Source organism: Aequorivita sinensis (assembly GCF_006346335.1).
Classification (GTDB): domain Bacteria; phylum Bacteroidota; class Bacteroidia; order Flavobacteriales; family Flavobacteriaceae; genus Aequorivita; species Aequorivita sinensis.
On record NZ_VDMC01000002.1, the window covers coordinates 282,545 to 304,061 of the forward strand.

18 protein-coding genes are annotated in these 21,517 nt (G+C 33.4%); 6 read left to right on the plus strand and 12 right to left on the minus strand.

Going from position 1 to position 21,517, the window contains the following annotated elements; translation table 11 throughout:
- Nucleotides 1-161 precede the first annotated feature (161 nt).
- Nucleotides 162-698 (minus strand): hypothetical protein, encoded by a 537-nt coding sequence (locus FHP04_RS04250; RefSeq protein ID WP_139854741.1) that lies wholly within the window; start codon nucleotides 696-698, stop codon nucleotides 162-164.
- A 302-nt stretch (nucleotides 699-1,000) separates the two neighbouring features.
- Nucleotides 1,001-1,504, minus strand: coding sequence for a DUF1648 domain-containing protein (locus FHP04_RS04255; protein ID WP_139854742.1), 504 nt, complete (start codon nucleotides 1,502-1,504; stop codon nucleotides 1,001-1,003).
- Nucleotides 1,505-1,695: 191 nt separating this feature from the next.
- Here FHP04_RS04255 and FHP04_RS04260 point away from each other — a divergent pair, with 191 nt between their 5' ends.
- Entirely contained in the window at nucleotides 1,696-2,217 is a 522-nt protein-coding gene (locus tag FHP04_RS04260; RefSeq protein ID WP_139854743.1) for a DUF421 domain-containing protein, read from the plus strand.
- A gap of 53 nt (nucleotides 2,218-2,270) precedes the next feature.
- Here the strand turns inward: FHP04_RS04260 and FHP04_RS04265 are convergent, their stop codons facing one another.
- Nucleotides 2,271-2,891, minus strand: a complete 621-nt coding sequence (locus FHP04_RS04265; protein ID WP_139854744.1) for a class I SAM-dependent methyltransferase — start codon at nucleotides 2,889-2,891, stop codon at nucleotides 2,271-2,273.
- 182 nt (nucleotides 2,892-3,073) lie between these two features.
- On the minus strand, nucleotides 3,074-3,448 hold the full coding sequence (locus tag FHP04_RS04270; RefSeq protein ID WP_139854745.1) for a cupin domain-containing protein: 375 nt from the start codon (nucleotides 3,446-3,448) through the stop codon (nucleotides 3,074-3,076).
- 516 nt (nucleotides 3,449-3,964) lie between these two features.
- Here FHP04_RS04270 and FHP04_RS04275 point away from each other — a divergent pair.
- The 3 genes from FHP04_RS04275 (at nucleotide 3,965) to FHP04_RS04285 (ending at nucleotide 8,326) form a co-directional block, all read left to right on the plus strand.
- Nucleotides 3,965-5,638, plus strand: coding sequence for a trypsin-like peptidase domain-containing protein (locus FHP04_RS04275; protein WP_139854746.1), 1,674 nt, complete (start codon nucleotides 3,965-3,967; stop codon nucleotides 5,636-5,638).
- A gap of 100 nt (nucleotides 5,639-5,738) precedes the next feature.
- Nucleotides 5,739-6,599, plus strand: coding sequence for a PP2C family protein-serine/threonine phosphatase (locus tag FHP04_RS04280; RefSeq protein WP_158319112.1), 861 nt, complete (start codon nucleotides 5,739-5,741; stop codon nucleotides 6,597-6,599).
- Entirely contained in the window at nucleotides 6,596-8,326 is a 1,731-nt protein-coding gene (locus FHP04_RS04285; protein ID WP_139854748.1) for a serine/threonine protein kinase, read from the plus strand. The genes FHP04_RS04280 and FHP04_RS04285 overlap by 4 nt, the downstream gene beginning before the upstream one ends.
- Nucleotides 8,327-8,451: 125 nt before the next feature.
- Here FHP04_RS04285 and FHP04_RS04290 read toward each other — a convergent pair whose 3' ends face one another.
- Nucleotides 8,452-11,487, minus strand: a complete 3,036-nt coding sequence (locus FHP04_RS04290) for an AAA family ATPase (protein WP_139854749.1) — start codon at nucleotides 11,485-11,487, stop codon at nucleotides 8,452-8,454.
- A 3-nt stretch (nucleotides 11,488-11,490) separates the two neighbouring features.
- Entirely contained in the window at nucleotides 11,491-12,693 is a 1,203-nt protein-coding gene (locus FHP04_RS04295; protein WP_139854750.1) for an exonuclease SbcCD subunit D, read from the minus strand.
- Between the two features lie 326 nt (nucleotides 12,694-13,019).
- Between FHP04_RS04295 and FHP04_RS04300 the strand changes: the two genes are divergently transcribed.
- The gene (locus tag FHP04_RS04300) at nucleotides 13,020-13,181 is read left to right on the plus strand and encodes a DUF1328 family protein (protein ID WP_139854751.1); all 162 of its coding nucleotides are present in this window, start codon (nucleotides 13,020-13,022) and stop codon (nucleotides 13,179-13,181) included.
- Between the two features lie 43 nt (nucleotides 13,182-13,224).
- Nucleotides 13,225-13,626, plus strand: coding sequence for a VOC family protein (locus tag FHP04_RS04305; protein ID WP_139854752.1), 402 nt, complete (start codon nucleotides 13,225-13,227; stop codon nucleotides 13,624-13,626).
- Nucleotides 13,627-13,708: 82 nt separating this feature from the next.
- On the opposite strand, the gene FHP04_RS04310 is transcribed toward FHP04_RS04305, so the two are convergent.
- The 6 genes from FHP04_RS04310 to FHP04_RS04335 form a co-directional block, all read right to left on the minus strand.
- Nucleotides 13,709-14,764, minus strand: a complete 1,056-nt coding sequence (locus FHP04_RS04310; protein ID WP_139854753.1) for an NAD(P)-dependent alcohol dehydrogenase — start codon at nucleotides 14,762-14,764, stop codon at nucleotides 13,709-13,711.
- Between the two features lie 148 nt (nucleotides 14,765-14,912).
- A complete protein-coding gene (locus tag FHP04_RS04315; protein WP_139854754.1) occupies nucleotides 14,913-15,662 on the minus strand; it encodes a carbonic anhydrase family protein in 750 nt (249 codons plus the stop codon).
- Nucleotides 15,663-16,000: 338 nt separating this feature from the next.
- On the minus strand, nucleotides 16,001-16,678 hold the full coding sequence (locus FHP04_RS04320) for a DUF2461 domain-containing protein (protein ID WP_139854755.1): 678 nt from the start codon (nucleotides 16,676-16,678) through the stop codon (nucleotides 16,001-16,003).
- Between the two features lie 97 nt (nucleotides 16,679-16,775).
- On the minus strand, nucleotides 16,776-18,038 hold the full coding sequence (locus tag FHP04_RS04325; protein WP_139854756.1) for an aminotransferase class I/II-fold pyridoxal phosphate-dependent enzyme: 1,263 nt from the start codon (nucleotides 18,036-18,038) through the stop codon (nucleotides 16,776-16,778).
- A gap of 180 nt (nucleotides 18,039-18,218) precedes the next feature.
- Nucleotides 18,219-19,256: a PLP-dependent cysteine synthase family protein gene (locus FHP04_RS04330; protein WP_139854757.1), complete on the minus strand. Its 1,038-nt coding sequence runs from the start codon at nucleotides 19,254-19,256 to the stop codon at nucleotides 18,219-18,221.
- A gap of 81 nt (nucleotides 19,257-19,337) precedes the next feature.
- Nucleotides 19,338-21,473 (minus strand): S9 family peptidase, encoded by a 2,136-nt coding sequence (locus FHP04_RS04335; protein ID WP_139854758.1) that lies wholly within the window; start codon nucleotides 21,471-21,473, stop codon nucleotides 19,338-19,340.
- Nucleotides 21,474-21,517 lie beyond the last annotated feature (44 nt).

The window sequence follows — 21,517 nt, forward strand, 5'->3', positions numbered from 1 at the left end:
CTTTTGATTTCCTCGTTTTTATAAACTTAAATATACCTTTTAAATTTCCTTATGCTGTAAAAAAGTATAATGACTGTTGATTATAAGGTTTTAAATGGTAAAACTTTAGTTTTATCAAGCTATTGCTGTTTCTCTTAAGAAAGAAATTAGTTTTGTGTTTCTTAATTAGTTTTTGAAGTTGTATGTTCCTCGAGATAATAATTATCCTCAGAATTTATTGGTCTAAAATCCTGATTAGTGAAAGGAGAAGTTTCAGGAAGTTTTACAACATTAAATTCAAATCCCACTGCTATATGGCACTTATTACACGTATTTGTAAGTGAGATAAAATTTCTTTTAAAAGCTTCTGAATCCTTTTCATCAATAGCTTTTTCAATGTTTTCTAAAGGTGCATTTAACATTCCTATCATTTCACTTTCTTTTCGACCAGCTTGATACTTCTGAATGTCTTCAATAGCTTCTTCTAATTCGTGGATTTCAAAATCGGCGAGATCCCAGTTTTCATTTTGTCCTGCAAACCACAATTTAGCGTGATGTGTTTGTATAGAACCCATAAAATCTCCAAAACCTGGTTTATAAGCGTCTGCAAGTTTACTTTCTAAATTGTTTATGCGCTCTTCCAATTCTTTTGTATTATCTGCTTGCTGATTACAGGCTAATAAAGATAAACTCAATCCAATTAAAAGTAAATGTTTCATTTATAGAAGTTTTATTTATTGTTATCAAAATGATTTTAGTAATCTATTTCCCTTAGAAATTACTCTTAGTTCAAATTACATCATTTTGATATATAATCAAATTTTAAGCATCTAGAAATCTACTAAATAGATTGATTTTAAATATGAAAGGGATGGGGATAAAAGATATACTCCTTCTCTTTAAAAATTAATCAATCTTATTGTTAAACTGCCTACGATAATTTGCGAGTTATTCGATGAGAAATTCGAATGAATTGACTATTTAACCATTCTTTCCTAGAAGTACCTATAAAATCAATTTTTTATTTCTTGTTGAGAATTAATATCCTAATCGCGAAAAAAATTGGAGTTGCAATTAATAATATTGGAAATAAAGGTGTGAGATAGTTGTTGAGGTTATTTTCTACTTCAAGTCCGTCTAATAGAGACAATACTGTGACTGTAAAACATAAAAGCGCTATCAATAATCCTACTATTCGAAGCATTAGTGTTGCTTGCTTATAGTTATACCTAGCATTTTTATCATTAATTTCAGTGGGATAATTAAAAATCCAAGGATATTGATTGAGTTTAAATACTGCGATAGTGATTATACCACAAATTATTGGACTCGTCCAAAGCAAATTTTTTGTTCCAAATCCATTTTCATCTTTTGAAGGCCAATTAAAGTGAATAGGAATCTTTTCAGGTAGTTGATTGTAAAAATATCCTATTAAAATTGCTGACCCTATTATTAGCAGAAATGTAAAAACTTCAATAGACTTATCAATTGTAGTTTTCTCGATTTTAATTTTTGGACGCGTCATTTAAATAATTCAATTTTAAAAAAAGAAAACTTTGATTGCATGAATTTGATATGTGTTTGTAAGGCTTATTAGAATAGCTAGAGTTATAGTTGTTATTTAACTTCTTACTAATTTATTACTAAAATAACATTTTATGGAGTAAATTAAATTTAACTTTATAGAAATCGCTTTAAATAATTAAAAAAAATAAAATGGAAAAGTTGTTTAGTATATCTAATTCCGAAGTTATTAGTATTGTAATAAGTGCCATAGCTGTTTATGTAGCTGTTATCATTTATACTAGAGTTTTTGGAAAGCGGAGTTTTAGTAAAATGTCAAGTTTTGATTTTGCAATGACGGTAGCCATTGGTTCTTTAATTGCTTCTACAATTCTTACTTCTAGTATTTCTATTTCTGAAGGAGTTTTAGGACTATTGATAGTTTATATATTACAATTAACGGCAGCTTATTTTCGGAGATTTGAGTTTTTTGCCAATACTATAGACAACACTCCTTTACTGCTAATGGATGGTTCTAATATACTTCATAAAAATTTAGCAAAGGCTAGAGTAACAGAGGGAGATTTACGAGCAAAACTTCGCGAAGCAAATGTGCTGGAATTATCTCAAGTGCGAGCTGTAATATTTGAAACTACAGGGGATATAGCTGTGTTACATACCGATAAAGAATCACAAGAAGTTGAGTCTTGGCTTTTAAAAGATGTGATGAAATAAATTTCACGATAAATTTTTGTTTGAAAATACAACCGATTAATATGAATCTTAATTTATTTTTTTGAAACTATAATGACTCTAGCTGTTAGTTTTTCAGTAACCAAATTGTATTTATCGGTTATATATTCAATGGTTTTAGAAGTATATATAAACACGTGTGTGGGATCATTTCGGTAATACCAATTAGCGAAGTCTATATCTATGGTATACAAATGTGTCATTATATAAAGTCGTCCTTCTGGCTTTAATATTTTTAAAAGCATTTCAATTTCTTGCTTAGGATTGTAAAAATGTTCGAAAACTTCACAACTAAAAATGTAGTCATAACTATAATTGACGAAATCTTCATTAAGATTAAAGTACGGGTCATGAAGAATTACCTGATACCCATTATCCATAAGTTGTTTTGAGATTACAGGGCCTGTTCCGCAGCCGTAGTCCAAACCAAGTTCCTCTGGACTTTGATTTTCTAAAATAGCAGTTGTAATTGGCGAAGTAAATTTTTGGTAACCAGGATTATCTATATCGTTGTTGTGTTCTTTATAACGCTCCTTCTCTTCTTCACTATTTAAATAATACTTTTTATGCTTAACATAGGCGCCACAACAATCACAAATAAAATAAAATTCATCTACCTTATTGTGTAGTGTCGTATTGCAAAGTGTACATTCCATTTAGCAAATTTTATAATTAACTAAATCTTGCGAGATTCAACGGATAAATTCGAAATTCAACAATTTACACAATTATTTTCACACCATATAGAAAGAAATTAGACACATAGCAATCTGAAGAATACCTTAAGTTTAATGTGACCGATATCTTCAATTATTTTATAAATAATTCATCAAACCTCTTAACTTAATTCAGTCATTTTCTTTCCAACGTGGGTCATTACTTCACCAAATTCTTTTGAAGGACTAAATTCAATTACCTTTAAATCTTCTTGAACAATTGCAGTATGTCCATTTGGTAAATAATAAACATCACCCTCCGAAAGAATTTCCTCCTTTCCATTGTCGTATTTTACGAGTAAATTACCACTTAACACATAACCCCAATGCGGACAATGACAGCTGTTATTATCCAAACCATTAAGTAAAGGTGTAAAATCCGTTCCTTTAGGTAACTCGTTAAAACAAACGGACATTCCTCCTAAGTTTTCTATTGTTCTCATTACAGTACCTGGTCCTTCCATTGTTACAGGAATATTCTTTTTGTTGATTTTCATGGCTATTCATTTATTGGATTAATATTATTAATCACGTGAGTACTACAAACAAAATTGTAGCATCACAGCGAATTAATTTTATATAATATGGGCACTAACTTATTGAGGAATTTTGCACTAGGAAAGGAGAAAAAGCAATTTGCTTATTTCAAATATATTGAAATTATTTTGTTTTTTTATAAACTTTTAGCCTAAAAATTACTGTTTATCAGATATTTACCTTGAACATTACTTATATATTCAATTTTATTTAAAAGTTGAATTTACCTAATCTGACTTGTTCATACAAATTTTACAACAGATAAATTCGTTTCGAAATTGATCTTCCATTTTGATTTTTATACATCTTTTTTGGTTCTCAAAAATTAAAATTTTTGGTGTGAAAATACTTTCCAAAACAATTTAGACTTTATAAATGATGACCTTTTTATAGTTTTTCGATAGTTGGTTGTAATGGATAATTATTGAATACCATTTTCAGTTTGAACCAATTTTTAACCAATAAATTCAATCACTATGAATAATCAAGCCAATTTTCTTTTAATACGTCACATTGCAGGCTCTAAGAAAGGACAAGTAGAAAGCTTCACTATTTCCAAAAACCTAGAAGTTAAAATAGGACGAGGATTAGATAACGATGTAAGTTTTGATCCAGTTAAGGAAGATACTATTAGTCGAAATCACTGCCATATATCTCAAGACAGTGAAAACCCTGAACGTTTCTTCATTTCTGATAGTCAGAGTAAGAATGGGACGTTTGTAAATGAAGTTCTCATTACAAAAAAGACCGAACTATTTGCTGGGGATATTATAAAGCTTGGAAAAGAAGGCCCATCATTTGAATTCGACCTTGATCCTCGTCCAAAACTGCATATAAAAAGCACTCGAGTTATAGACACAACCGTAGCAAAAGAAACCAAAGTTCATACTACTACTAATTTGCCAAAAGCTACTTCAGAAAAAAAACAGCCGAAAAAAGATGGTGTTGGAAAAAATACTATGCAGCATATGATTCGCGAATCTGAAAAGAAAAATAAGACCGGCCTTCTAATCACATTAACTGCTATTTTATTGTTAGTTTCAACTGGAGGATATTTATTATATCAAAAACAGAGCGTTAAGGAAATTGTTCACGTTAGAGAACCAAAAACCACCTTCACTCCTACCGAAATTGCCAAGGCAAATAATGAAAAAGTAGTTTATATAGAATTTGCTTGGAAACTCACGAATACTGAATCTAGTGAAGAAATGTATCACGTTTATTATCCTGTTATAAAGGATAAGCAAATTATTGGACACAGAGGTGCATATTTTCAAAATCAACAAGGACAAATCGAGCCTTTATTAGTTACAAAAGGTGACTATTTAAAAGGATTTGGCAATACTCAAGGCATAGAACTTGACATTATTGCGAGTTCAGGTATGGGCAGTGGCTTTGTTATAGACGAACGCGGGTTTATTGCAACAAATCGACACGTAGCTACTAGTTGGCTTACAAGGTTTCAATTTCAAGAATACGCTTTCCCGGGAGTACTAATGGAGACAGATAAAAACGGACAATTCGCACCTTCTTGGGAGAAACAAGTAACAAGAGAAATGGTAGGTAGCTGGGTTCCTGGGAATGATAGAAAATACACTGGGATAAATACTTATTTAGATGTAACATTTGCCAATAATTCACAAAGAACACCAGCACAGATTGTCCGAATTTCCTCTACTCACGACATCGCTATGATTAAAATTGATTTACCTGAATCTTTACCTAAAGTAGAACTTTATGATAATTATAATGAAATTCAACCCGGTGATCCTGCCATTGTTATGGGATATCCAGGGCTTGCACCTAACCAATTAGTGCTTAAGCGCTCACAAGATTATTTTAATTCCAATCCAAATATTTCAACGGTACCAGTTCCCACTATAAGTACAGGAAATGTAGGAAGAATGGTTCGTGGAAGTGAAAGAAATGAAAAAATTGATGATTATCGGTCTTCCTTAGGTGACTATTACCAGCTTACTATCAACTCTACAGGAGGAGGAAATAGCGGTGGACCTATGTTTGATGATAAGGGACGTGTAGTAGGTGTATATAGCGCCGGAACAACAGATGGAAGAGGAAATGCTATTAGTTTTTCAGTTCCGATTAAGTATGTAATGGAATTAATGGGCCGTCAGCAGGTTATTAAATAACTTCTTTAAAACGACAAACATTAGGTACTTACTTTCACCTTTCCACTAATTCTATTTTAATATGGTGATAGCAAGTAACTGGCAATTAACAAAAATAATTATGAGGTTTTTCTTTTCAAATAATAAAAATAAGGTTGCTAATTCCACTGTAAAAAACATTAGAAATAGTGGAAGTTTTTGCAATGTCTATACTGTTTCAGAAACTGGTCCTGTACGTGACCACAACGAAGACTCCATTGCATATTCTTATCCCGAAAACAACCAAAAAAATCTAATTGCTGTAGTAGCAGATGGTATGGGCGGACATAATGCAGGTGATGTTGCTAGCAAGATGGCGTGTGATATATTGCTCGAATATTGTTTAAAATATTGGGAAAAATATACTCCAGAAAAATTGTTGCAAAAAGCATTTAAAAATGCACATAAAGAAATAGTTGAAACTGGCGAAGGGAATCCAGAACAACAAGGAATGGGTACTACTGCAACTTCAGTGATAATACAGCGTAATGTTTGTTATATCGGCCATATTGGTGATAGTCGTATTTATCTTTTACGTAATGGAAGCTTAACACAATTAAGTAAAGACCATACACTAGTTAACCAGATGTTTGAAGATGGTGATATTACATTGCAAGAACGGGATAATCATCCAATGAAAAATGTGCTATTGCAGGCCTTAGGAACTACAACAAATATACAACCTCAAATTACATCCAATGGCTGGAAAGTATTGGAAGGTGACCGGATTTTTATGTGCTCTGATGGAGTAACAGATGTATTTAGTGATGGTGACATAAAAGATTTGCTTTCAATGAGCCAAGCAGAGTTTGTTTTGGAGTGTTTAAGTTGTACTGCCATAACTAGAAATGTATCAGATAATTTTTCCGCATTGCTCATAGAGATCACTTCTATAAATCGAACCAATCCTTCAAAAACTAAAGAACAAAATGTAATATTATGAGCATACTAGGTAGTCAATATGAGGTTATTCAAAAGCTTGGTGAAGGCGGAATGGGTGTTGTTTATCTCGCAAGAGATACTATGATTCAAAGATTAGTTGCCATTAAGCAGCTTCATCGCGATGGGGGTTCAGAGGACGAAAGTTTAGGTGAACGATTTCAAGCCGAAGCACTAGCGTTAGCAAAACTAAATCACCCTAATATTACTCACCTCTATTCATTTATTCCAAAGGAAGATACCTATTGGATGATTATGGAATATGTTGAGGGAAAAACCCTGGAAGATTGGTTAAAAATTCATCAAAAAATCACACATCAACTCGCAGCTAGTATTGCGGTGCAAATTCTTGATGGTTTAGAACACGCACATCGCAAGGGAATTATTCACCGAGATATAAAACCTGCTAATGTGATGATTAATGAAGATGGAGAAGTTAAAATCATGGATTTTGGAATTGCCAGAATCCGTAATGCCCAACGAATTACCAGTCACGGTAAGTCTGTAGGAACCTTAGAGTATATGGCTCCAGAACAAATTCAAGGCCACGAGGGAGATGAACGTATTGACGTTTATGCTGTAGGTAATATTTTATACGAAATGTTAAGCGGTAGTACACCGTTCCAAAGTGACACCGATTATCGATTGATGAAAGATAAGTTAGAAAAACAAGCTGAATCCATAATACAATATAATCCTACAGTCCCTGTCTCCTTTGAAAAGATCATTTTTAAAGCCCTTCAACGCAATCCTAATAAGAGATACAAATCGGCATTGGAAATGAAAATTGCCATTGAAAAAAATCTTGGTTCCTCTCTTTTAGATCAATCTACACTTACCGAAGTGCTACAAGCATCTCAGGTTTTTACTGAACCTCAAAAAGGAAGTGAAATAATATCTGTAAATAATATTTTAGCTCGTGCAAAATCCATCTCAGGAAGGTTTAAGGTGCCAAAGGCAACCAAAGTAAACAAGTCATTATTATTACTGGGAGTCTCTGTTTTATTTTGTGCAATTTTATTGATTTGGGGTGGTGGTACAGATAAGGAAATAATTGCAGAAGAAACTCCTGAGGCGTCTGAAGTAACCTGGACAGAACCTGAGGAAAGCCCTCAAGAAGTGGTATTAAACCAAGCTTCTAGCGAATTTGAAGAAACACCAAATGATATGTACAAGCGTATTATTAAAAATACAGAAGTAATTCCTGAAGCTAAAGAAGAAATAAAAAAAGATATCAGCCAACCAACGAATCGTAAACCATCAAATCCGCCAAAAAAAAAGAGTGAACCAAAACCATCAACTATTCCTGAAAAAACAGAGAAGAAAGAAAGCAAGGTTGAAAAACCAGTAATTCCAAACACTCCCGTTGATGTTCCTGCAGGAAAAATTATTAGTATTACCTTAAAAGAAGATTTAAGTTCGGAAGAAAAAGAGCGAGATGGAAAACAAATCCGACTTATTTGCAATGAAGATGTTGTTGCCGAAAATAGAGTAATTATTAAAAAAGGAGCCGAAGTTACAGGAAAGATTGTCGATGTTGTTGAATCGACACATAGTAGAAAAAAAGCTTTAATTGGTTTTGTAATTCAATATGTAGAAGCCGTTGATGGTAGTAAAGTTAAATTAAAATCTAGACGCTATCGTTTATATGCCGATACCCCTGGGATTCCTGTGAAATATAAAACTGGTGAAATATTTGAAGCAAAATTAAGAGGTGGCAGAGTGCAATAGATAAATTAAAAGCACAATCTTTATGTCTATGTCGTTACCAATTCCAATGCATATTATTGGTGTTTAAAACATTTGTGCTTTGTTTGTTTCTTAAGCTCCTTCTTTAAAAAGTGTGTTTGTTACTATTACTGCACCACCTCTAAAATGGAATACCCCAAACTCCCCTTCTCCAATTTAATCTGGGTTGTTATCCTTTCTTTTAAGGCACTTACGTGTGAAATCACTCCAACCGACTTATCGCCTTCATTTTGCATTTTCTCAAGAATCGTAATGGCTTGATCTAAGGTTTCAGGATCTAAAGTTCCAAAACCTTCGTCTATAAACAAGGATTCAATTTTTACGTTTCTAGCAGCTATATCAGACAAAGCAAAGGCCATTGCCAAGCTCACTAAAAATGTTTCTCCTCCTGATAAAGTGCGAACAGAACGACGAGCGTTCCCCATATACTTATCAAAAACCTTAAGCGTATCACTTTTTTCTGCTTCTTCAGGTGTTGGGATATCTAGTAAATAACGATCACTAAAATCTGAAAGACGCTTGTTGGCAAAACCTATAAGCTGCTCTAAAGTGAGATCCTGAACAAAATTTGAAAACTTGTTTCCAGTTGCATCCCCAATTAAATCGTTCATAGATTTCCAAAGAGCCAAATCTTTCTTTAAAAGGTTTAATTCGTCAATTACTTTTTGTTGACGCTTCTTGTTATTTTCATCGTCTTCCAAGCTTTGGGTTAACTTCCCAATACTAATAGAAAGTGTATCCCAATGATTTTTAGACTCTTCAAACAAGGAAGTTAAAGCTTCGATTGAAAGCTTAGTATCATCTTTATCAGTCAATTCTTTTATCCTTTTTACCAACTCATTTTCTTTTACAGAAATACTTGTGTGGCGTTCTTTAAGCTCATTTTCTCGTTTTCTAATCTTATTAGCTCGATCTTCTTGTATAATTGATTTTCGCAATACTTCGATATTTTCTAAGCCTTCCTTTACAAGTATTTGTTTTAAATCTGCTTCCCTCTTAGATTTCTCTGAAGTTGTGTTTTTTATTTTGTCATTATTTTCCTGAAGCTGTTTAGCAATTGCCAAGATGTTGGAAACAGCTTGTGTGAGTTGAGTTGATAAAGTATTGGATTCTTTATTGATATCCTGCCCTTTATAGAGTGAACTTCGCTCTTTATTTAGATTTAAATATTGTTTTAAAGCAGTTTCCCATTGATTAAGACTCGTTCCAATATCCTTTAAAACTTCAGCTGCCTGAAAAGCATTTTTCGATGCCTCCATTTGCTTAATGGTTTTAGCTAATGCCATTCGTTTGCTTTTAAGAATTTTAAGGTCGTCCTTATAACTCCAGTCCAAACGATCTGCTAGATTTGAAAGCACTTTCAAATTAGTTGCTTCTTCCTTCTTTAGAACTTCTATATCATTGGTAATATTCGTGATTTCCTTTAAATGATATTTATTCTTTTCGTTTAAAGCAATTAATAAATCAGATTTGGTTTTAAGTGAATCCTTCTTTTGCTTTAGTAGCTCTTCCTTGGCGTCAAAGTACGGCTCCTCAGAAGCGTATGGGTGGTGTATGGAGCCACAAAGTGGACAAGGCTCCTCTGGGTTCAATTGTTGACGGTATTCCTCTAAACTTTGATGTTTGCGCTGTTGCTCTAATTTTTTCTCTAAAATTTCAACATCCTTTTTTAAATCAATTACATCTTTTTCTTGAGAAGTTATAGCATTGTTATCATGCTCTAGTTTTTCCTTTATCGATTTAAGTTTGTCATTCTGACCTTTGATATTAGTTTGAACTTTTAGTAACTGTTCTTTTTTAGTGAGGAATTCTCCAGCTTTCTCGTGATTTTGTCGAGCAGATTCTAAGGTATTATTTAACTCTTCTATACCTCCAACTCCTGAATTATCAATGCTTTCATTTATAGATTTCTCAAAAGCAGTAAACTGTGACTTAAACTGCTCAGGATTATCTGCATTCGAAAGTGAAAAGCCTAATTGTTTTATATTACGAACGTAGTTATTCAGCTGACTTTTATAGAGATTGGCTTCTCCATTTTTCTTTTCTTCTTCATTTTGTAAGGCAGCAATTTTTCCTCGGAATGCTTCCAGTTTACTATTAGCATTTTCTACATCAACCGCTTCAAAAATCAATTCTGATACTTTATGCAAATAAGTTTTCTGTAACGACTCGGCTTCTTCCTTAGATTCCCGTAGTCCTTTTGTATATTCTTTAAGCTGATTTTCTTCTTTAACGATTAAATCAAACTCTCTTAAATTAACTGCGTATTTAGATAGTTTCTCGTGATTCTCTAATTCAACTTTAAAAGGCTTAAAAATTTCAACATCCTTTTTAAGTTCGGCTTTATCGACTTCAAGTTGTTTTTGTTCTTTTTGTGTATTTTGAAGTTCTTGCCTAGTTTTTATTTTTTCGGCTGCATCTTGGTAAGCCTTCTCAATTGCGGGTTTAGTTTTAATTAATGTTTTTAATTCATTTTTCTTCTCTGCAATAACTTCGGGACTTAATAATTCAATTCCTTCAAGGCCAGCTTTTTTAAGTTCAATCTTTTTTTCAACTGACTTATACCGGAAATAAACAGCTTTTCCAATTTCACGATAGGATTTAGCTCCAGTTATATCTTCCAACAACTTGTTTCGCTCATTGCGCGGCGCTTGAAGCAATTTACTAAACTCCCCTTGCGATAATACCATAGCTTTAACAAACTGCTCGTAGCTTAAACCTATAATAACATTGTTTTTTTCAGGGGTTTTAGTGCCAGATTCTAGAATATGTCCAGTAGCAACCTCTACCAATTCCTGTTTTCGGGCATTTAAATTATTGTTTCTATTGCGTTCTATAGACCAATGGCTGCGATATTCCTTCCCATTTACTCGATATTCAACTTCTGCATAGCAACTCTTCATATTTCGAGTCATAATCCCCCCATCGTCTTCCAAAATTGAATTACTCACATTTTTATCAACACGAGCAATTCGATTATAAAGGGCCAAAGTTATTACATCTAATAATGTTGATTTTCCAGACCCTGTAGGTCCGGTAATAGCAAAAAGTCCAGCGTCTGCTAATATCCCCTCCCCAAAGTTAATTTCGTGCTCCCCTTTGAGGGAATGTATATTTTCAAATCGTATTTTTAGAATTTTCATAGCCTATAGATCCAATTCTTCTAAAATTTCACGGAAAGCATTCCTTAATTCTTCCGTGTTTTCCAAACCACTTTGTAATTCAAGTTTCTTTTCAAACATCTGCATTGGCGTTACATCGGCCACGTCTGTTCCTACCTCAAAGGCATCACTAGCACCTCTAATTTTGTTTCTGAAATTTAAACGGGATTTTACAACTTCTATATTCGAATTAAACTGAGAATTGATAAGTGCCTCAAAAGCTTGACGCCTTTCTAAACTTTCAACCTCTTCGTTTACGATAATTTCGGCTAATGAAGTTAAGGTGGTTTCTTCAGAGTATGATTTTAGTTTTTCTTCCACCTCCTGCAAACTACCTTCAAAAGTTACAAGGTTTCTGTGTTTCGGAATAGGAACAATTTCAACGTTTTCTATCTCATTATTGACTACAGTAATCACGTTAATCTGCTTGCGATCTTCCTTTTCAGAAAAACTTAGCGGTACGGGAGAACCACAATAATAAATGTTTTGTTCGCGAGAAATTACCTGCGACTTATGAATATGTCCTAATGCGACATAATCGGGTATTTCTCCAAACATATTTGCCTCTACACCTGCTTGATTCCCTATTTGAATATCGCGTTCACTTTCCGAAAGTTCACTTCCTTGTACATATAAATGGCCCATTACAATAAACAATTCATCAGAATAGTTTTGTTGGTAAAAATAATTGACGTTGGAAAAATAAACTCTTAGTCCAGATTTTATCTGTTCGATTTTAGTGGCATAGCTTTCCCCTGCAGCCGACTTTCGAATATCTCTATCTTTTAAAAACGGTATGGCAGCTACTACAACTTTTTCGTTGTTCTTTTCTACGGTTACAAACATGTCCTCTACTCTTTCTGTAGCACCGCCAACAACTGTAATATCGAATGCCTTTAGTAATTCGGCTGGAGCGTTTAAAACTGCTGAGGAATCGTGATTACCTCCTGTAATAATTATTTTACAATCTAGGTTGATTAACTTCTTTAGTAAATCATAATACTGTTTAAATGCTGCTTGTGAAGGATTAGCTTGGTCGAAAACATCACCTGAAACCAACAGCACATCTATATCTTCAGATTTTATATAATTTATTAACCATTCAAAAAACAGGTCTAAATCTGCAGTTAAATCAAATTTAAGTAGTTGTTTTCCGATATGCCAATCGGAAGTGTGGAGAATTTTCATGCCAATTTATTATTGTGAAATATCCAAAGATATGATTTTTAAAAAGTAGAATTTAAAGAAATCGATTTCATCTTTAAATGTTAAAAAATCATTTAAGAATAAATACTAATCCAAATTAAAAATGAAGAAAGAATTTTCCGAAAATTATTATTCAGGACAGTTCAGTATTAACATGGTTGAATGTTTTAAGCTAAAAATATATTAGCTGTTATTTTGATAAATTGTCAAACTACCATTAACATTTCTTGTTAAACTACAATTAAAAAGTTTTAATAATTGATAATCTATTATAAATTAGAGCAATACTAACTCAAAAACTACAACTTATGTTACGATGGATTATTATTTTTCTAGTTATTGCAATTATAGCTGCGATCTTTGGATTCGGTGGAATTGCTGAAGGAGCAACTGATATTGCTCAAATCATTTTCTATATTTTTCTAGTGCTATTAGTATTATCGCTATTATCCAGGTTATTTAAAAAATAATTCAGGAAAAAAGTTTTTACTAATAATTTAAAAAAATAAAGCTATGAGAATTGAAGCCTACTTAGCCTTTAGAGGCAGTTGCCAAGAAGCATTTAATTTCTATAAAGATATTTTTGGTGGCGAAATTAAGAATACTGAAACCTATGAAGATAAAGAAATCGACATTCCAGGAAATTATCGTTCTAAGTGGCAACACGCAGAACTTCGTGGGAAAAATTTTACGATTCTAGGATACGATGCAGCTCCAGACACTCCACTCACCGATGGTACTAATATACATCTTGGAGTTGATATGGATTCAGCAGAATCGGCAGAATCGGCATTCGATCAATTATCTAAAGGAGGAAGAGTACATACTTCGTTCCAAGAAACCTCTTGGGGCGCTCACTATGGAAGATGTACAGATAAATATGGAATTAGTTGGATGATAAATTTTAAAGAATAATACAACTAAGTTTTAAATTTATAAAAACCCTAACTTTAATAAGTTAGGGTTTTTTACTTAAAGCAATACTTCAATGTAAAGTTTATGCTTTTAATGAAGCCATATCGATTACAAAACGATATTTTACATCTGCCTTAACAACACGATCATAAGCATCATTTATATCTTTTATATCAATCATTTCAATATCTGAAACAATATTATGCTCTCCACAAAAATCGAGCATTTCTTGGGTTTCTTTAATTCCACCAATCAATGATCCTGAAATTCGTTTTCTTCCTCTAATAAGCGCTCCTCCATGGAAAGGTTCTAAGGGCTCAATTGCACCAACCAAAACCATTGTAGCGTCATTCTTTAACAAGGAAATATACGGATCCATTTTATGTCCAACAGGAATAGTGTTAAGAATAAAGTCAAATGATTGTTTTTGCGCTTTCATTGCTTCAGCATCTTTACTAATTAGCACCTCGTGAGCACCAAGTTTCTTTGCGTCTTCAATTTTAGATGGCGAAGTAGTTATCATCACCACATGAGCACCTAATGCATTAGCAAACTTAACACCCATGTGACCTAAGCCACCCAAACCAATTACTCCTACCTTATCCCCTTTTTTAACATTCCAGTGCTTTAAAGGCGACCATGTAGTGATTCCAGCACATAAAAGTGGTGCAGCAGCAGCAGGATCTATATTTTCAGGAATATTTAAAACAAATTCCTTGTCCACAACTATCTCATTAGAATAACCTCCAAAAGTTCTTTGACCTTGAATATGTTTATCCTCACTATTGTATGTATATGTAGCCCCCTTTTCGCAGAATTGTTCTAAATCATTTTTACATTGATTGCATTCTTGGCAAGAATCTACCATACATCCAACACCTACCAAATCTCCAACTTTAAATTTCTTTACGTTTTTCCCTACAGCAGAAACGCGACCTATTATTTCGTGACCTGGAACTACTGGATATTTTGATCCACCCCATTCATTTCTAGCCGTATGTATATCACTATGGCAAACCCCACAGTAAGTAATATCTATCTTAACATCGCTATCACCTACTGGCCTACGCTGTATTTCAAGAGGTTCTAATGGTTTATTTTCTTCCTTTACACCGAAAGCTTTTGTTGCTAATGTCATTATATATTTAGATTTTAAATGTAGAATAATACGCCAACAGATAGTTAGCCGTAACAAGTGTAAAAGTACCTACAGAAACTTGAATTTTGGGTTAAGGTGGTGTTAATAATGTAACCAAGGATGACAGTAAGGGCAGTAAATATAAGAACTAATCTAACCAATCTACTTTCCCATTTTCAATGTTATAAATAGCGCCAATAATTTTAATTTCGCCAGCGTCTTCCATTTCTTTTAGAATTGAGCTGTTTTTTTTAATGTTATCGATAGTATTATTGATATTACTTTCGCAGACTTTAGCAACATACTCGGCATTAGCAGAGGTCTTATCACCATCGTAATCCACATTATCTACAGCTGGTTGAATTTTCTCTAACATAGATGTTATGTTTCCAAGTTTTACATTATCTACAGCCGCTCGAATAGCACCACAATGATTATGACCTAACACAACAATTAATTTTGAACCTGATACTTTACACGCAAACTCCAAACTACCCAACATATCTTCATTAACAAAATTCCCAGCTACACGAGCCACAAAAAGATCGCCTATACCTCTATCAAATATTTCTTCTACTGGAATTCTACTATCCAAACACGATAGAATCACAGCTTCTGGATACTGACCTCCGGCACTGTTTTTAACTTGTTTAGAGTAGTCTCTAGCGGTAAGTTCATTGTTCACAAACCTTTCATTACCATCCATAAGAGAATTTATTATTACATCTGGTGTTAAGATATCTTGTTTTGCTTTACTCATTACATCACCTACCAACTCTACTGAAGGTTCTTCAGCTTCTAAATGAGCAACTGGTTGATTTGTTTTTTGTTCTTGTTTACAACATGTAAAAGTCATAATAATAAATGCTAATACAGAAATTCTAAATGTTACACTCATAATAATTTGACTTTTGGGTTATCTAATCAATCGATGAAGAAAGCGACTAAATAAATGTTATTTTTTTGAATATTTTATAAATCTGAAGGGATATTCCTATAAAAATAAAGTAAATCATTAACAATAACGACCAATATTATGAAAAATGGAATCCTACAAGTAGAAAATACGTAGTAACACGTAGGAGATTTTCAAAGTTCACTTCAATAAATATGTTACAATTGAAGATTATAGCATTCAGGTACTTACAAAAAGTAATTAAATCAGTAAAAAGGGAAGGTGGTAGGATAAAAAAAACTGAGAAATAAGAAGTTATGTTATCAACAAAATGCTGCTAACTATATTATTGATTCACCATTTAAATCTGTGGTTAAAACATCACTCATATAATCAAAGAATGGACGAAGTAGTAAATAGTGGTTAAGGAGTTTATCTTTAAAGTCCTTAGCAAAAACTTCTTCATCAGTAAATTTATGTGTAACGAAAAAGCTTTTAAGCCTGATTAAATCTATATTTTCATCATCTTTATTAAAACCTTTTGGAGCTGTTTTAACTGCATTTTCTTGATTGAAACCACCAAATGCCTTTTTAAATTCTTTTCTGGTTAGTATTTCACGAATTTCCTGAGAATCTAATTCAAATTCTTTTCTAATTCTAAATAAATCTTCTTTTTCTGGAGAAAAGAATCCTCCAGCCATATAACTATTACCTGGTTCTAGCCTTAAATAGTAGCCACCTCTTCTATGAGCTCCTGCTCTACTAAAGCTAACACTGCGATGAACATTATAAGGGGTTTTGTTATTACTAAACCGAACGTCTCGATTTATTCTGAACACTTTTACTCTTGCAATCTCGTCGGTTACATTCAAGTTATTCTCTACTACAGAATAAAATTCTTTTAATAGCTTTTCATTCGCTAAATATTCTTTTTTATTTTCCTGCATCCATTCGCGGTTGTTATTTCCTTTTAGCTTCAAAAGAAACTCAAATGCAGATTTCGGGATAGTTGGATTCATCAGTAAAAATATTTAAAAGATAAAGGTACTGGTGTAAAACAGAAAATCCACCCCTAGGAGTGGATTATTCATAAATATATAACTAAAATAACACTTATTATTTCTCACCCATAGCTTCAGCTACAGCAGCAGAAAGTCTTTTGTAAGTTCCATTCTCCAAACGCTCGCGAATTGAAGAGAAAGCTTCTAAAGTTTCATTAATATCTTCCATTGTATGTGAAGCCGTAGGAATCATTCTTAAAAGAATTAATCCTTTTGGAATTACAGGATAAACAACAATAGAACAGAAAATTCCGTAATTTTCGCGTAAGTCTTTTACTAAAGCCATCGCTTCTGGAATACTTCCTTTTAAATATACTGGAGTTACACAGCTTTGCGTTGTTCCAAGATCAAATCCTCTTTCACGAAGACCACCTTGTAATGCGTTTACATTCTCCCATAGCTTTTGTTTTAGCTCCGGCATAGAACGTAGCATATCTAAACGCTTTAAAGCTCCTTCTACAAGAACCATTTGCAATGATTTAGCAAACATCTGCGAACGAAGGTTATATTTTAAGTAATTGATTATTTCTTGATCACCTGCAATAAAAGCACCAGTACTAGCCATAGATTTTGCAAAAGTTGCAAAGTAAACATCTATACCATCCTGAACTCCTTGCTCCTCACCTGCTCCAGCTCCAGTTTTACCTAAAGTTCCAAAACCGTGAGCATCGTCTACGAAAAAGCGGAAGTTATATTTTTCTTTAAGCGCGATAATTTCTTTTAATTTACCTTGCTCACCACGCATACCGAATACACCTTCAGATATAAGAAGAATCCCTCCTCCAGTTTTTTCAGCAACCTTTGTAGCACGTTGTAAATTCTTTTCGATACTTTCCATATCGTTGTGCTTGTAAGTAAAACGCTGTCCTAAATGAAGACGAACTCCGTCAATAATACAAGCGTGAGCATCCACGTCGTAAACAATTACGTCGTCCTTAGACACTAATGCGTCAATGGTAGAAACCATACCTTGGTAACCAAAGTTTAATAAGTACGCAGCTTCTTTATTTACAAACTCAGCAAGTTCTCTTTGTAGTTGTTCGTGAAGATCGGTATGACCACTCATCATCCTTGCTCCCATTGGGTATGCAGAACCCCATTTAGCAGCTGCTTCAGCATCTACTTTTCTCACTTCTGGATGGTTGGCAAGACCTAAGTAATCATTAATACTCCAAGTGATTACATCTTTGCCTTTAAATTTCATTCTATTAGAGATTGGACCTTCTAATTTTGGGAATACGAAATAGCCTTCTGCTTGATCAGCCCATTTTCCCAACGGACCTTTATCTTTATAGATTTTATCGAATAGATCTCTCATCAAAATTTCTGTTAAAATGCGGGACAAAATTAATTAAATTATAATAAGATTCTAAGATTTGGACCGGAGATTTTCAGTATTGAGAATAAAGGATATAAAAAATCCCAAATACGAATCGCATTTGGGACATTTAAAGGTTTATTTATAGAAATTAGGGGAGATTAATTTTAATTTCACGTATTATTTTACGTATTCTATTTGTTCAATTAACTCAGACTCTGTATCAAAGAACCCTTGCTGATTCATCCAGTCGTCGTTATAAATTTTACTCATATATCTTGAACCGTGATCAGGGAAGATAACTACAATATTACTATCCTCATTAAATTCACCTTCTTCGTCTAATTGTTTTAAGCCTTGCATTGCTGCTCCACTTGTATATCCAACAAATAGGCCTTCAGTTTTAGCTAGTTCACGTGCTGTATGTGCACTGCTTTCATCGGTTACTTTTTCAAATTTATCAATTTTATCAAAATCTGTAGCTGTAGGAATTAAGTTTTTACCTAATCCCTCAATACGATATGGATAAATTTCATTCGAATCAAATTCTCTAGTTTCGTGGTATTTCTGTAACACTGAGCCATAAGCATCAATACCTATAACTTTAATTTCTGGGTTTTGTTCTTTTAAAAACTTTGCTGTTCCCGAAATTGTTCCACCGGTACCACTACAAGCAACCAAATGAGTGATTTTTCCTGCAGTCTGCTCCCAGATTTCTGGGCCAGTAGTTTTGTAATGTGCTTCAATATTTAACTCATTAAAATATTGATTGATATACACAGAACCTTCAGTTTCGTTATGTAATCTTTTGGCAACTTCGTAATATGATCGCGGGTCGTCTGCACTTACATTTGCTGGGCAAACATAAACCTTGGCACCCATTGTTTTAAGCATATCAATTTTATCGGCAGATGACTTTGAACTAACAGCCAAGATACACTTGTATCCCTTAATGATGCTCACCATTGCCAAGCTAAACCCTGTGTTACCACTAGTAGTTTCAATAATAGTGTCACCTGGTTTAAGTATTCCTTGCCTTTCTGCTTCCTCTATTATATGTAGTGCTATTCTATCTTTGCTAGAATGTCCTGGATTGAACGCTTCAACTTTCGCGAAATAATTACCCTTCATATTATGGGTAATTTTTTTAAGCTTTATTAATGGTGTGTTACCTATTAAATCTAACACATTATCGTAAGCTTTTATTTCTTCTTTCATAAAAAGGATGTTCGTTATAAAACAACTCAGCTCTAAAAAACCAAGTTTTAAAAACTCTGCAAAGTTAAGGAAATAATTTTACTACTCCTTAATTCCTTCTAAATCTAGTAAAAACGCATAGTCCATAGCCACTTCTTTTAAAGCTTCAAACCTTCCCGAAGCCCCACCATGACCGGCATCCATATTAGTTTGCATCAATAAGATATTGTTGTCTGTTTTCATATCCCTAAGCTTAGCAACCCACTTTGCTGGTTCGTAATACTGAACTTGGCTATCGTGTAATCCAGTTGTAACAAGCATATTTGGATAATTTTTAGCTTCAACATTATCGTAAGGAGAATAACTTTTTATGTAATTGTAATACTCCTCAATATTAGGATTCCCCCATTCATCATACTCCCCTGTCGTCAGTGGAATTGAGTCGTCTAGCATCGTGGTTACAACATCAACAAAAGGTACCGAGGCTATAACCCCATTGTATAAATCTGGGGCCATATTAACGATAGCTCCCATCAATAATCCTCCTGCAGAACCTCCCGAAGCATATAAATGTTCTTTTGAAGTATATCCTTCTTCAATTAGATACTTAGATGCATCAATAAAATCTGTAAATGTATTTTTCTTCTTTAGCAACTTTCCATCTTCATACCATTGTCTTCCCATATATTCGCCACCGCGAACATGAGCGATTACATATATAAAACCTCTATCTAAAAGACTTAAGCGCACTGTTGAAAAGTACGGGTCTATGGTTGCCCCATAAGAGCCATAGCCATAAATAAGCAATGGGTTTTTACCATCTTTTTTTATACCTTTTCTGTAAATAACAGACATCGGTATTTTGGCTCCATCTGCAGCAGTTGCCCATAGTCGTTCAGTATGATAATTATCCTTATCAAACTTCCCTCCTAAAACTTCAGTTTCTTTTAAAACAGTTTTTTCTTTAGTTTCCATATTGAAATCTATTATGGAAGCTGGAGTGTTTAAAGAATTGTATCCGTAACGTAGAATCTTGGTATCGAATTCGGGGTTTTGAGTCGTAAAGGCAGTGTAAGTTTCACTGCTAAATGGAAGGTAATAATCTACTTCATCTTTCCATTTTTTAATTCTAATTTTTGTCAATCCATCACTACGCTCACTTATTACCAAGAAATCTTTAAAAATATCGATATCCTCAAGTAACACATCATCACGATGGGAAATCATATCTACCCAGTTCTCTTTGGTAGTTTTGTTTTCCGAAGTCATCATCAATTTAAAGTTAAGCGCTTTATCTTTATTTGTAAGCACATACCAATTATTTCCATAATGGGAAATATTGTACTCTAAGCCTCTTTCTCTAGGTTGAAAAACTTTAAATTCTCCTAGAGGCTTATCTGCTTCTAAAATTCTGTACTCTGAAGTTAATGTGCTATAAGAACCAATTACAATGTACTTTCTAGATTTAGTTTTATACACGTAGGTTCCAAAAGTTTCATCTTCTTCGGTGTAAACAAGTTCATCTTTAATAGGGTCATCACCTAAAGTATGGCGGTAGATTCTATCGGCACGAAGTGTGTTTTCGTCTTTTCTAGTATAAAAAAGTGTTTTATTATCACTTCCCCAAGTAGCACCTCCAGTTGTAAGAGGAATACGCTCGGTAAGAATTTCACCAGTTTCAAGGTTTTTTATAAAGATGTCGTATTTTCTTCTACTTAAGGTATCCACTCCAAAAGACACAAGTTTATTGTCTTCTGAAACATTTATTCCTGAAAGGTTGTAATAAGAATAGCCCTTTGCCATTTCATTTACATCAAAAAGAATTTCTTCCTCGGCATCCAACGAACCTTTTTTACGGGTGTAAATTGGATAATCCTTACCTGTTTCGTATCTGGTTATATAGTAATATCCATTCAATTTATATGGAACAGACTCGTCGTCTTCCTTAATACGCGCTTTCATTTCTTCAAAAAGATCTTCTTTGAACTTTTTGGTATGTGCCGTCATTGCATCGTAATACTCGTTTTCTTTATTAAGATAGTCAATAACTTTTTCGTCTTCTGGATTGTTTAACCAATAGTAGTTATCTATGCGAGTATCGCCGTGAGCTGTTAATTCCTTGACTACTTTTTCGGCTTTCGGGGCAGTGATTTTCATATTTTTCTCTGAAGTTTCTTGGTTTTTACAAGCAACAGCAAAAGTAAGACAAGCGAATGAAACAATAATAGAATTTTTCATAATTGAAGGTTGTTGAATAAACTTACAATGTAGTAAATTTGCGG